Raw genomic sequence first — 12,762 nt, forward strand, 5'->3', positions numbered from 1 at the left:
GACGAGGTCAGCCGACGCCCCTCGTCCGGATGGCGTCGGGCCGGAACTCGGCCGTCGTCGCCGCGCAAGGCTCGACCGTCGTGACCTTGATCGCTTCGGCCCGTGCTCCGTTCCAGGCGGAGACGCAGGGAATCTTCGAACAGTCGGCCCGGTCGGCATAGCGGCGCGCGATGTCGGTCACGTCCGCCATCAGCCCTTCGGCCAGGGTGATGGGCTTCAGGCCCAGGTCGCGGAACTGGTCGTTGGCGACCACCAGCTCGTTCTCGTCGGCCTCCTGACGCGGATTGGCGACGTTGTGGATCTCGGCCCCGGTCATGTCGGCGACCAGGACGGCCAGGTCGCGCACGCGGCGGCTCTCGGTCATCTGGTTCAGGATCTTGACCCGTTCGCCCGACTTCGGCGGGTTGTTCAGCGCCAGCTCGACGCAGCGCACCGTGTCCTGGATGTGGATGAAGGCCCGCGTCTGGCCCCCCGTGCCGTGGACCGTCAGCGGATAGCCGAGCGCCCCCTGCATCAGGAACCGGTTCAGGACGGTGCCGTAGTCGCCGTCATAGTCGAACCGGTTGATCAGCCGCTCGTCCAGCCGGGTCTCCTCGGTCTGGGCCCCCCAGACGATGCCCTGGTGCAGGTCGGTGATCCGGACGCCGTCGTTCTTGGCGTAGAACTGGAACAGCAGGGCGTCCTGGGTCTTGGTCATGTGATAGATGCTGCCCGGATTGGGCGGGAACAGGATTTCCTGCTCGGTCGGGCCGAAATCCGTCTGGACGGTGACGGTCAGATAGCCCTCGGGAATGCGCAGGCCGGCAGTCGTATAGCCATAGACCCCCATGGTCCCGAGATGCGCCAGATGCACGTCCAGCCCGCTCTCGACAATGGCGGCCAGCAGGTGGTTGGTGGCGTTGAGGTTGTTGTCGACGGTGTAGAGCTTGTGGCGCGCCGACTTCATCGAATAGGGGGCGGCCCGCTGCTCGGCGAAATGGACGACGCTGTCGGGCTTCTCGTCGCGAATCAGGGAAACAAGCCCGTCGAAATCCTTGCCGACCGTCAGGTTCGCGAATCCGATCTCGCGACCGGAAACCGCCTTCCAGGTGGCGATCCGGTCCTGGATCGTTCCGATCGGGGTCAGGGACTGGACCCCCAGTTCCACGTCGATGTCGCGGCGGCTCAGATTGTCGACGATGACCACGTCCCAGCCCCGCGCCGACAGATGCAGCGCCGTCGGCCAGCCGCAGAATCCATCCCCGCCCAGAACCAGAACCTTCATCCGCCCGCTTCCCCCTGTGTTCGTTGGGCCCTGCGTAGCCGATGCGCAGGGGCTGTCAAAGCGCGACTGTCTCTCCCGGGCCTTTATGGGGGGAGGCGGAACCCTGCAGCAGCGCTGCCACCGCGGCCCGCGCGGCCTCGCCGAGCGACGCGTGCTTCAGGCCATAGGCGACATTGGCCCGCAGCAGTCCGACCGGATCGCCGCAGTCATAGGTCGCACCCTCATACTCCAGGGCGTGGAAATCCCTGACCTTCATCAGCCGCGCCATGGCGTCGGTCAGCTGGATTTCGCCGCCCGCCCCGGTCTGCTGGTCGGCCAGCAGCGGGAAGATGTCGGGCGTCAGGACGTAGCGACCCGAGATGAACAGGTTCGACGGCTCGGTGCCGAGGGGCGGCTTCTCGACCATGCCGGTCATGCGGTTCAGGCGGCCCTGCTGGCCGTCCAGCGCCACAATGCCGTATTTGTGGGTCTCGCCTTCGGGAGCCTGTTCGACCACGACGACATTGCCGCCGGTCGTCTCATGGGCGTCGATGGCCTGTTTGAGGGCGGGCGTGTCGGCCATCATCAGCATGTCGGGCAGCATGACCGCGAACGGCTCGTCGCCGATCAGGTCCCGGGCACAGAAGACGGCGTGGCCGAGACCCAGGGGGGCCATCTGGCGCACGAAGCTCATCTCTCCGGGTCTCGGCAGGTCGGCGACCACCTGGGCCAGGATGTCGGCCTTGCCCTTGGCTTTCAGGATCGCCTCCATCTCATAGGCGTGGTCGAAATAGTCCTCGATCGAGCCCTGGCCGCGACCGACGACGAAGATGATGTGCTCGATGCCGGAGGCGCGCGCTTCCTCGACGATGTGCGACAGGATCGGCCGGTCGAACACATTCAGCATGTTCTTGGGCGTCGTCTTGGCGGCGGGCAGGACGCGGGTGCCCAGACCGGCGACGGGCAGGACGGCCTTGCGGACGCGGGACGACGATGAACTCATGGGACTCCCCTGACGACACAGGGCAGCCTAACGCATGTCGCGCGCCCTCGTCTCCTCCCCGTTTGGGGTCATTCCACCGTCACCGACTTGGCCAGGTTGCGGGGCTGGTCGACGTCGGTGCCCTTGTGGACAGCGGTGTAGTAGGCCAGCAGTTGCACCGGCACGGCATAGACCAGCGGCGCGATCAGCGGGTGGCAGTCGGGCGCATGGATGCGACGAATGCCGGCACCGTGCGGATCGGGCGCGGTGCGCGGGGCGATCATGATGACCGGACCCCCGCGCGCGGCGACCTCCTGCAGGTTGGACGCGGTCTTTTCGAACACATCGTCCAGAGGGGCCAGGGCGATGGTGGGGGTTTCCTCGTCGATCAGGGCGATCGGGCCGTGCTTCAGCTCCCCGGCGGCATAGCCCTCGGCGTGGATGTAGCTGATCTCCTTCAGCTTCAGCGCGCCCTCCATGGCCAGCGGGAACATCGCCCCCCGGCCGAGGAACAGGACGTCGGTCGCCCGGGACAGGTCGTGGGCGACGGCGCGGATGTCGGCGTCCATCTGCAGCGCCTCGGCAATCAGCCGGGGGGCCTCGAACAGGGCCTTGACCAGCTCGCCCTCGGTTTGTCCGTCGACCCTGCCGCGCGCGACGCCGGCGGCCACCGCAAGGGCCAGCAGGGCCGAGACCTGGGCGGTGAAGGCCTTGGTCGAGGCGACGCCGATCTCGGGGCCCGCATGGGTCGGCCAGAGAACATCGGCCTCGCGCGCCATGGACGAGGAATGGACATTGACCACGGCGGCGGTCTTCAGCCCCTGCGCCTTGCACCAGGTCAGGGAGGCCAGGGTGTCGGCGGTCTCGCCCGACTGACTGACGGCGACGGCAAGCGTCCCCGGCGTGACGGCGGGCGAACGATAGCGAAATTCCGACGCGATCTCGACGTCGCAGGGCAGGCCGGCGATCTTCTCGAAGGCATAGCGACCGATCTGTCCGGCATAGAAGGCGGTACCGCAGGCGACGATCTGGATCCGGTCGATCCGGGCGAAGTCGATCGCACCGGCCTCCAGCGTCTGAACCCTGGCCTTGCCGGTCACCAGGTCGAGATAGTGGGACAGGGTATGCTGGACGCTGTCGGGCTGTTCATGGATCTCCTTTTCCATGAAGTGGCGATAGGCCCCCTTCTCGACCATGGCCGAGGAGGCGGAGACCTGAACCACCGGACGGTCCACGGGCGTTCCGGATGCGTCGAACATGGTCGCGCCCGCGCGCGTCACGGCGACGAAATCACCCTCTTCCAGATAGCTGATCTTCTGGGTGAACGGCCCGACCGCCAGGGCGTCGGAGCCCAGATACATCTCGCCCTCGCCCCAGCCGACCACCAGAGGACTGCCCTTGCGCGCCCCCAGGATCAGCGCGTCCTCGCCCTCGATCAGAACGGCCAGGGCATAGGCACCCGTCAGCCGGTCCAGCGTGGCCTTGAAGGCGTCCAGCGGCGACTTGCCGTTCCCCAGTTCGTGGTCCAGCAGGTGGGCCACGACCTCGGTGTCGGTCTGGCTCTCGAAGACGCGGCCCACGGCGGTCAGCTCGGCCTTCAGTTCGGCGAAATTCTCGATGATGCCGTTGTGGACCAGGGCGACGCGGCCGGCCTTGTGCGGGTGGGCGTTGGGCGTGGTCGGCGCGCCGTGGGTGGCCCAGCGGGTATGGCCGATGCCGATGGTGGCATTCAGCGGTTCGGCGGCCAGAACGGCTTCCAGTTCGCGGATCTTGCCTCTCGCGCGGCGGCGTTCGATCCGCCCGTCGACCATGGCTGCGATCCCGGCCGAGTCGTAGCCGCGGTACTCCAGCCGCTTCAGGCTGTCGATCAGACGGGGAACGGCCGGGCCTGTGCCGGTTACGCCGATGATGCCGCACATAGGGGGTCTCCGTGGTCCGCCCCGCCCAAGGATGACGGCGTCGTTATCCTGCTCTAGGACGGGCTTGGGACGTCATCACCTAAAAAGGCGTTTCGGATGATTTCGGCCGGGAGCTGACGATGGGCGAGCGCAAATATTTCGGCACCGACGGCATTCGCGGGCGCGCCAACACCAGCCCGATGACGGCCGAGATCGCCCTGCGCGTCGGCCTGGCGGCGGGCAAGCTGTTCATGTCGGGTGACGACCGTCGGCATCTGGTCGTGATCGGCAAGGACACGCGTCTGTCCGGCTATATGATCGAGCCGGCCCTGGTGGCCGGATTCGCCTCGGTCGGGATGGATGTGCGGACTTTCGGCCCCATTCCGACGCCGGGCGTGGCCATGATGACCCGGTCGATGCGCGCCGATCTGGGCGTCATGATCTCCGCCTCGCACAACGATTACGCCGACAACGGAATCAAGCTGTTCGGGCCGGACGGCTACAAGCTGTCGGACGAGATCGAGCTGAAGATCGAGGCGATGATGGATGCCGGTCTGGATGAAGGGCTGGCACCGTCCAGTCGGCTGGGTCGGGTCAAGCGGATCGACGACGCCCCGCCGCGCTATATCGAGATCGCCAAGGCCGCCTTTCCCCGTCACCTGTCGCTGTCGGGCCTGCGCATCGCTGTCGATTGCGCCAATGGGGCCGGATACCGCGTCGCGCCCACGACCCTGTTCGAACTGGGGGCCGAGGTCTGCGCCGTCGGTGTGTCGCCCAACGGGACCAATATCAATGCGGACTGTGGCTCGACCCACCCTGAAACCCTGGCGGCGGCGGTCAAACAGTACCGCGCCGACATCGGCATCGCGCTCGATGGGGACGCCGACCGGCTGATCATCTGCGACGAGAACGGCCAGGTGGTGGACGGGGACCAGATCATGGCCCTGATCGGCCGCGACTGGGCGCGGCGCGGCGTCCTGAAAGGCGGCGGCGTGGTGGCGACCGTCATGTCCAACCTGGGTCTGGAGCGCGTGCTGAAGGCCGACGGCCTGACACTGGAACGCACCAGCGTGGGCGACCGCTATGTGATGGAGCGGATGCGGGCGGGCGGGTTCAACCTGGGCGGCGAGCAGTCCGGCCATCTGATCCTGCACGACCATGCCACGACCGGTGACGGACTGATGGCGGCGCTGCAGGTCCTGGCCGTGCTGGTCGAAAGCGGAAAGCCGATGAGCGAACTGGCCCGCCAGTTCGAGCCGGTGCCCCAGCTGCTGCAGAATGTTCGGTTCACCGGGGGCAAGCCGCTCGACACCGCAGGCGTGAAGGCGGCGATCGCCGAGGGCGAGGCGGCGCTGAACGGCTGCGGCCGTCTGCTGGTCAGGCCGTCGGGCACCGAAAAGCTGATTCGCGTGATGGCCGAGGGCGACGACGGGGCTCTGGTCCGGCGCGTGGTCGCCGACGTGGCAGCGGCGGTGAAGGCCGCGGGCTGACCTTCCGACTGGTCTGGCCTATGCCTGACCGGCAAGGGCGGCCACCACATCCTCGATCCGCGTCCTGATGTCGGGCACCGCGATCGTCTCCCAGAAGGCGGCGCGGGCCGGGGGGCCAAGGACGTACAGACGCGGATCGGCGAGACCCTCCGCATTCAGGACCCGTCCCTGTGAATCCAGCTCGAGGCCCAGCCGCAAGGGATCCAGTCGCGCTCGCCCCGAGGCCAGCAACGGCATGATGAGGGGATCGGCCTCGGGCGCATGGCCGGGACCCGTGCAGTCGATCAGCCAGCGGCCTGTGAGCGGCGCGCACGCAGCAGCGTGTCGGGGTGTCCAGTCGACCTGGATATCTTGCGCGCCGGCCGACACGGCTTTCACCCGACCGGCGAGGACCTCAAGCCGACCGGCCGCGCGCAGGCCTTCGATGACAAGGGCGACAGTGGGGGCCACCCGATGGCGGTGAACATCCCACCAGGGGCGCAGGTGGCGGACGATCTGGCCCCGGGTGCGCCTGTCGGCCCGGGTCCAGAGATCGGCGGTGATGGGGCGCAATCCCTCCATCACCTCGCGCCAGCCCCCCGCGTCGGCGAGGCGCCTCGCCTCGTGCAATCGTCGGGACAGGGAGCCGGTCAACAGACGCGGCGTGGGCGACAGCGGCCCATCAGGCTGGACGGCGTGTCCACGGGGCAGAAGACCCCGTCGGGACAGCGCCGTCGCTCGCCCTCGCCAGCCGCGTGCGTCCATCAACAGCAGGACGTCGATCATGGTCAGGCCCGTGCCGATCAGGACGATCGTGTCCTCGGCACCGATGCGATCGAGGGCACCGACACCCCAGGGGTCTGCGATCACCGGGCCGGCCGCATCGGTCGCGCCGGCCGTCTTCGGGGCGGGATTGCCGGTCGTCAGCACCACGGCTCCGGCGGAGATCAGTTTGCCGTCGGCCAGACCCACTGCCCGGGGCGCGATGGCGGCGACCTCCCCGACCACCTTGTGGATCAGGCCCGGCCGGGCCGCCTCGACGGTGGCGAGTCGGGACTGGACGTAGGCGCCGAACAGGCGGCGCGGCGCGAACCCGTCCGGATCGGCAAGCGAGGGATGGGTCGCCGTCAGCCATGCGACGAAGTCGTCCGTTCGGTCGGCGATGGCGCTCATCCGCCCCGACCGCACGTTCAACAGGTGGCCGTCGAAGGGGGTTGAATAGGCGACGCCCAGTCCGAAATCGGCCGTGCGGTTGATCAGGGTCGAGGCCGTTCCACGTTCCGCCAGCCGCGCCGCCAGCATGGCACCGGAAAAGCCCCCACCGACAATGGCTACGCTGTCGATGGGTTTTGTCACGTATCCTCCCGCTGGATAGGCGGGTTCTGAACCGGTGCGGCGACGGGGTCAAACCGGGGTGAAATCGTGCGCTCAGTTGCGCAGCCGCGTCCCGCCATCATTGATCCTGCAGGCGTATTCGGTCTGGGGTCGGCCCAGCGGACGGCCGACGTCCGCTGGCGTCAGGATCCCCCCCCGCGCACGACAGCTTTCCTCCAGCCGGGCCAGTTCGGTTGCGTAGCTGCCCGGTCGGTCCGTGCTGGCGCAGGAGGAGGCGGCGAGTGCGAGAGAAAGAGCGAACAGGGTGATGGGGGCGGACCTTTTCATGGACAGTCTCCGTTATTCACGACACCGGACGATGCGCCTCAAACGCCGATGCGCAAAGTGTCCGTTGGCGGCAAACCCGATCGCGCCTGTCCATTCGCGCATCGCGGACGACCATCCACGGCCACTGGCGAAGGCGCGGCGGCCATCGGTGCAAACCCGATAGCCGCAGGCGATGGGCTGGGCGACGGTCCGGGCATCGAAGGGCCGGGGGTCGGACCTTCCAGCACACGAAAGTCACACACCATGTTCCGCGCCGCCACCCTGATCGCCGTCCTGACCCTGTCCGCCGCTCCTGCCTTCGCCATCGAACCCGGCGCGGACGCGTCGGTCAGCCTGACCTTCGAGACCGGATCAGACACCGGCGCGGTGATGGTCGCCCTCTACGACGAGGCGACCTATGACGGCGGCCAGCCCGTCCGCGCCGCCCGCATCGATGTGGCCGGCGGCGAGCGCTCGGTGACCTTCGACGGCCTGCCCGACGGCGACTATGGGGTAAAGGCCTTTCACGACGTGAACGGCAACGGCCGGATGGATACCAATCCCTTTGGCATGCCCACCGAACCCTTCGCCTTCTCCAACAACGCCGTCGGCAACATGGGCCCGGCCAGCTGGGACCGCGCGCATTTCGCCGTGACGGGCGAGACCGCCCAGACGATCAGCATTCGCTGAGAAGGTTTGCGGGCTACCGCTCGCCACGCGGTGGCTCGCTGCCTGAGCCCGGCCCCTGTTTTCGGGCTATCGCTCGCCACGCGGTGGCTCGCTGCCTGAGCCCGGACTGTTCCAACGCTTTTTTATGAGACCCGCCATGATCCCCTCACGCCGCCACGTCCTGATGGGTGCCGCCGCCCTGTCCGCCGCTGTCGCCACGCCCGAAATGGTTCGTGCCGCGATCGCCCGGGACGTCGCGGCTCCCTGGGCCGTGGCCACGGCCGATCTGGAGGCCGATGTCGCCCCTCGCACGATGCGGCTGGTCCACGGTCGGGCCCCGGCGGGGCTGGAGGGGACCCTGTTCCGCAACGGTCCGGGCAAGTTCCGCAGGCCCGGTGGATCGGCCACCCACTGGTTCGACGGCGACGGCCTGATGCGGTCGTTTACCCTCAGCGACGGCGGCGTGACCCTGGCGGCCCGCTTCGCCGACACCCCCAAGCGGCGCTGGGAGAGCGAGATCGACGCCGTGGTCACCCCCGGTTTCGGCACGGCGGGCGACAGCCGGGCCCGGGTCGGTTCGAATGACGACGCCAACGCCGCCAACACCGCCGTCATGGTCACGGGTGCCAAGGTCTGGGCCCTGTGGGAGGGGGGCGCGCCTCTGGCGATGGATGCCGCGACCCTGGCCACCGAAAGCTTCGTCACCCTAAGGCCCGACCTGAAGAGCATGCCCTTCCAGGCCCACCCCCGTTTCGCCCCGGACGGCACGATCTGGAACGTCGGCACCAATGGCGCACAGGCCATCGTCTGGCACCTGAACCGCGACGGCAGCCTGATCGACGCCCAGGTCGTGACCCTGCCGCGGGCCAGCTATCTGCACGACTTCACCGCCACCGAGCGGTCCCTGATCTTCGTGCTGCAGCCCTGGGTGTTCGACCACCGGGGCATGCCCTTCCTGACCCAGTTCGCCTGGAAGCCGGAGCTGGGGACCCAGGTGCTGGTCGTCGACAAGGCTGACCTGACCTCGACCCGGATCTACGAACTCGAGACCTTCAGCTTCTTCCACCTCGGCGACGGCTGGGAAGAGGCCGACGGCACGATCCGTTTCGACGTCGCGGCCAGCAAGGATGTGGCCTTCGCTGTCGAGGGGGCCCGGGTTCTGGTCGAACAGCGCGGCACAGTGCCCGGCGAGCATGCCGTGCTGAAGCTGGTCACACTGCACACCGACGGCCGCGCTGAGCTGGTCTCCAGCGGCGTTACGGCCGAGTTTCCCAAGGCCGATCCGCGTCGCACCGGCCTGGCCCGTCGCCTGACCGCCCACGTCGCCGGTGAACGCCCGGACCTGCCGCTCCCGACCGGTCTCGCAACATGGGACTGGGAAGAGGGCCGATCCTACCGCTTCCTGTTCGGCGACACCCAGATCATGGAGGAGGCGGTGTTCGTGCCGAAGCCCGGAGCCACCGCCGAACGCGACGCCTGGCTGGTCGCCCCGTCGATCAATCTGGCCGAGGGCGTGACCGAACTGCACGTCTTCGACGCCGCCTCGGTCGAGGGCGGACCGGTGGCGACCTGGCGGGCCGACGTCGCCCTGCCGGCCGGCTTCCACGGGGCGTGGAGAGGGTGACAGGCTCGACGGCATTCGCCAGTCATCGCCGGGTCCTGACAGGCTGAACCCTCGCCGTTGATCGCTGCGGCGCAGCCGGGGTAAGCGACGCAAAAGCAGGAGTTTCCCGTGCTGCTGGTCTCGCTTTTTCTGAACGTCCTGGTCCTCGTTCCTGTCCTGGGCGTCCTTGCCGCCAATGGTCGGGCGGCCGATTACGGCTGGGGCTCCGATACGGCGTCACGGCGAATTCTGATCGCAATCTACGCGGCGATACTGGCTGCGAGCCTCCTGCTGATCGCGGGCGTTTTTCTGAACCGCGAGGTCGTGGCCTGGGCCCAGGCGCTCCTCGGTGTCCAGATTGTCTACAAGCTTCTGACCGCGCCGTTGGTCGGCCTTCGCAACCCCGTTGTACTGTCGAACCTCGGCATCGCCATCGTTCATGCCGCGACGCTGGTCCTCACGGCGAGCTGAGTGCTTGTCCAGGCGGCCCCGGCGGCAGGCTCAATACCAGCCGGCCTCGCGCAGGGCCCGGGCGTAGCGGCGGCTGACCGGCACGGTCACGCCGCCGTCCAGGGTCAGGGTCGCCCGACCGTCGCCCCGGGCCACGTCGCGCACCGCGTCCTTCGCCACCCACCAGCTGCGGTGGGTCTGGGACCCCTCCAGCCCCTCCAGCTCCTCCAGCGCATCCGACAGCCGCATCAGGATCAGGTCGGAGCCCCGGTCGGTATGGATGCGCAGATAGTGGTCCTCGGCCTGGACCGCCCGGATGGCGGCCCCGCGCAGCTTCAGCGGCAGCCGGTCGGGGAAGCGGGCAGGCGCGGTGCCGGTCGGGGCAGCGTGGGTCTGGACCGGCTGGGCCTTGCCGAGGAAGACGTTGAGGGCGCTCATCACCGCCGTGATCGTGACGACAGGGCCGAACGACAGCGGCAAGGCGGCCAGCGCATAAAGACGCCCCTCGAAGATCAGACCCGTGGCCGACCAGACCAGCAGCGTGACCGGCCCGCTGATCAGCGCGGTCAGACCCACGACGGTCAGCCAAGGCCGCTCGTCCATGTCGATCCAGCGCTCGATCAGCCGCGAACAGACATGCCCCCAGCTCGCCCCCGCCAGCATGACCGGCACCCAGTAGACGAGCCGCAGCCACAACGGCGCCTCCACCGTGCCGAACGCACCGGTCAAGGCCAGAACGACGCCCGCTGCCGTCGCAAGGCCCAGACCCCGCACCAGAGTCACGGTCGGCGAACGGCCGGGACGGGCCGAAGGCTGTGGCAAGGTGGCAGTCATGGCTGGACGGGCGGCTCCGGCAAATGGCATCTGGGGTCGGGGCGTTCGCAGATCACCAAAAGGCGTTTCGATGAAGTTGGCAATCGCGGCGATCGTCACGGCCCTGGCGACCCCTGCCCTGGCGACCTCGGCCCTGGCGTCCGACCTGACGCTGGAGATCGCCTCGCGCGGCACGGGCGGCTCGATCGCCGTGGCCGTCTATCGCGACGCCGCCTCGTTCCGGCGCGGCGAGGGGCCGGTCGCGACGCGGACCGTGCCGCGCACGGGGGCCGTCACCCCGGTCGTCATCCCGGGACTGGCGCCGGGCCGCTATGCGGTGGCGGCCTTTCACGACACGGATGGCAATGGCGACCTGACCCTGTGGCCCATCGGCATGCCGAAGGAGGCCTATGGATTTTCCAACGACGCGCGGGGACGGTTCGGACCACCGCCGTTCGACGCCGCCGCGATCGACGTACCGGCGGGGGGCGCACGGGTGGCCTTCACCGTGCGATAGGGCGCGTCCGTTCGCGAAGGCTGGGTGGCCGGCCGCGAAGCGGGGCTGGCCCGCCGGGCGGTGACACTGGACGGTGGTTCGAACCCGCAAGGACACCGCCATGACCCACGTGATCCCGACCAGAGGCCCGCTTCGCAGAAGCCTGACGTTCGTCCCGCCCCTGATCGCGGCGGCGGTGCTGGGCTGGTTCCTGTTCGTGCTCGCGCCGGGCCAGGGCCTGCCGGTGCGGCTGCATGCGCCCGACTGGGCCTTGCTGGCCGAACAGGCCCCGGTGCTGCAGGTCCATATCGCGGCGGCGACGGTGGCACTGGTGATCGGGGTCGTTCTGCTGGCGGGCGTCAAGGGCAACACCCTGCACCGCACCCTGGGCTGGACCTGGGCCATCGCCATGGCGACCGTGGCGATCAGCTCGATCTTCATCCGCGACATCAATCACGGCGCGTTTTCGTGGATCCACCTGTTCACCGGCTGGACGATCATCATCCTGCCGATGGCGCTCCATGCCGCACGGACCCACAACATCGCCGCGCATCGTGGCCGGATGACCGGGCTGTTCGTGGGGGCCCTGCTGATCGCGGGCATGTTCACCTTCTTCCCGGGCCGGCTGATGTGGCGGGTCTTCCTGGGCTGAAAACGGGACCGCGCCCGGCCAGCCCGCGACCGGGTCGCCAGCGCCCTAGACTTTCTGGCAGACCGCCCGGAAACCCGCCGCCCCGAACCGCACCATATAGTCGCAGGCGGTCTCCAGATCGCCGGACCGGCACAGGCCGTCCGACAGACGGTCCAGCCGTCCCGTCTCGCCCAGGGTCAGGGTCAGGGCCCCCGACAGATTATGCCAGGCCCAGTAGAGATCGACCTCGCGTGCCTCGGGCATCAGGGTTCGGATCAGCTCGATCAACCGGCGGATCGCGGGATCGAAATAGCGCGCCATCGTCTCGCCGCCGAATGTCGGGTTGGCATTGGTCTGGGCCACCAGGGCCGCATAGTGTTTCCAGCCCGGCCCACCCTTCAGCGACCACTGGAACGGCGGATCGAGGAAGGCCCGCAGCAGGCCCTCCAGCGTCATCGACCCGGCGTTCGCGAGGGCATAGCGGTTGATCGCCGCCACGCGCTCGTCGTTCCAGACCTGCGCCCGGCGCAGAAAGACGGCATCGAACAGATCGCGTTTCGCCCCGAAATAATAGTGGACGAGGGCGGTATCCACGCCGGCCTCGCGCGCCACTTCCCGGATGGTGACGCCATAGAAGCCGTGCTTGGAAAACAGGTCCTCGGCCGCGTCCAGAATCGCCTCGCGCGTATCGCCGCCCTCCGCCTGGGCCTTGAGCTTGGGCGGTCGCCCTCGCCGGGCTGGCGCGGCGGGCGACGGGGAAGGAAGATCCAGCTTGGTCATCGACATCAGCTAGCCACGCACACGGCCCCGGTGCAACGGCGCCACAGCCATTCGTCGACTTTCATATTGCCAGGCGCTGTCGTTTGA

13 protein-coding genes are annotated in these 12,762 nt (G+C 68.5%); 6 read left to right on the forward strand and 7 right to left on the reverse strand.

Features of this window, described 5'->3' with window-relative positions; all coding sequences use genetic code 11:
• Nucleotides 1–7 precede the first annotated feature (7 nt).
• From HZ989_RS03140 to glmS, 3 genes are all read right to left on the reverse strand, one after another.
• Nucleotides 8–1,264, reverse strand: coding sequence for an NAD-dependent epimerase/dehydratase family protein (locus HZ989_RS03140; protein ID WP_209322198.1), 1,257 nt, complete (start codon nucleotides 1,262–1,264; stop codon nucleotides 8–10).
• 55 nt (nucleotides 1,265–1,319) lie between these two features.
• Nucleotides 1,320–2,246, reverse strand: a complete 927-nt coding sequence (locus HZ989_RS03145; RefSeq protein WP_209322199.1) for a UTP--glucose-1-phosphate uridylyltransferase — start codon at nucleotides 2,244–2,246, stop codon at nucleotides 1,320–1,322.
• Nucleotides 2,247–2,314: 68 nt separating this feature from the next.
• Nucleotides 2,315–4,144, reverse strand: a complete 1,830-nt coding sequence (glmS, locus tag HZ989_RS03150; protein ID WP_209322200.1) for a glutamine--fructose-6-phosphate transaminase (isomerizing) — start codon at nucleotides 4,142–4,144, stop codon at nucleotides 2,315–2,317.
• A 119-nt stretch (nucleotides 4,145–4,263) separates the two neighbouring features.
• Between glmS and glmM the strand changes: the two genes are divergently transcribed.
• Nucleotides 4,264–5,613: a phosphoglucosamine mutase gene (gene glmM, locus HZ989_RS03155; protein ID WP_209322201.1), complete on the forward strand. Its 1,350-nt coding sequence runs from the start codon at nucleotides 4,264–4,266 to the stop codon at nucleotides 5,611–5,613.
• 18 nt (nucleotides 5,614–5,631) lie between these two features.
• Here the strand turns inward: glmM and HZ989_RS03160 are convergent, their stop codons facing one another.
• Nucleotides 5,632–6,948 carry an FAD/NAD(P)-binding protein gene (locus tag HZ989_RS03160; protein ID WP_209322202.1) on the reverse strand — a complete coding sequence of 439 codons (1,317 nt, stop codon included), beginning with the start codon at nucleotides 6,946–6,948 and terminating at the stop codon, nucleotides 5,632–5,634.
• 72 nt (nucleotides 6,949–7,020) lie between these two features.
• Nucleotides 7,021–7,254, reverse strand: a complete 234-nt coding sequence (locus HZ989_RS03165) for a hypothetical protein (RefSeq protein WP_209322203.1) — start codon at nucleotides 7,252–7,254, stop codon at nucleotides 7,021–7,023.
• A gap of 243 nt (nucleotides 7,255–7,497) precedes the next feature.
• Here HZ989_RS03165 and HZ989_RS03170 point away from each other — a divergent pair, with 243 nt between their 5' ends.
• The 3 genes from HZ989_RS03170 to HZ989_RS03180 all read left to right on the forward strand — a co-directional run bounded on the left by HZ989_RS03170 (nucleotide 7,498) and on the right by HZ989_RS03180 (nucleotide 9,976).
• Complete coding sequence (locus HZ989_RS03170; RefSeq protein ID WP_209322204.1) at nucleotides 7,498–7,923, forward strand: DUF2141 domain-containing protein; 426 nt, start codon at nucleotides 7,498–7,500, stop codon at nucleotides 7,921–7,923.
• 136 nt (nucleotides 7,924–8,059) lie between these two features.
• Nucleotides 8,060–9,526 carry a carotenoid oxygenase family protein gene (locus HZ989_RS03175; RefSeq protein ID WP_209322205.1) on the forward strand — a complete coding sequence of 489 codons (1,467 nt, stop codon included), beginning with the start codon at nucleotides 8,060–8,062 and terminating at the stop codon, nucleotides 9,524–9,526.
• Nucleotides 9,527–9,634: 108 nt separating this feature from the next.
• A complete protein-coding gene (locus HZ989_RS03180; RefSeq protein ID WP_209322206.1) occupies nucleotides 9,635–9,976 on the forward strand; it encodes a hypothetical protein in 342 nt (113 codons plus the stop codon).
• Nucleotides 9,977–10,006: 30 nt separating this feature from the next.
• On the opposite strand, the gene HZ989_RS03185 is transcribed toward HZ989_RS03180, so the two are convergent.
• Nucleotides 10,007–10,789 (reverse strand): LytTR family DNA-binding domain-containing protein, encoded by a 783-nt coding sequence (locus HZ989_RS03185; RefSeq protein ID WP_209322207.1) that lies wholly within the window; start codon nucleotides 10,787–10,789, stop codon nucleotides 10,007–10,009.
• 70 nt (nucleotides 10,790–10,859) lie between these two features.
• On the opposite strand from HZ989_RS03185, the gene HZ989_RS03190 reads away from it, so the two are divergent.
• Together HZ989_RS03190 and HZ989_RS03195 are read left to right on the forward strand one after the other, a co-directional pair.
• Complete coding sequence (locus HZ989_RS03190) at nucleotides 10,860–11,285, forward strand: DUF2141 domain-containing protein (RefSeq protein ID WP_209322208.1); 426 nt, start codon at nucleotides 10,860–10,862, stop codon at nucleotides 11,283–11,285.
• Nucleotides 11,286–11,385: 100 nt separating this feature from the next.
• The gene (locus tag HZ989_RS03195) at nucleotides 11,386–11,916 is read left to right on the forward strand and encodes a DUF2306 domain-containing protein (protein WP_209322209.1); all 531 of its coding nucleotides are present in this window, start codon (nucleotides 11,386–11,388) and stop codon (nucleotides 11,914–11,916) included.
• A gap of 45 nt (nucleotides 11,917–11,961) precedes the next feature.
• On the opposite strand, the gene HZ989_RS03200 is transcribed toward HZ989_RS03195, so the two are convergent.
• On the reverse strand, nucleotides 11,962–12,675 hold the full coding sequence (locus HZ989_RS03200) for a TetR/AcrR family transcriptional regulator (RefSeq protein WP_209323018.1): 714 nt from the start codon (nucleotides 12,673–12,675) through the stop codon (nucleotides 11,962–11,964).
• Between the last annotated feature and the right edge of the window lie 87 nt (nucleotides 12,676–12,762).

The organism is Brevundimonas sp. AJA228-03 (assembly GCF_017795885.1).
Lineage (GTDB): Bacteria > Pseudomonadota > Alphaproteobacteria > Caulobacterales > Caulobacteraceae > Brevundimonas.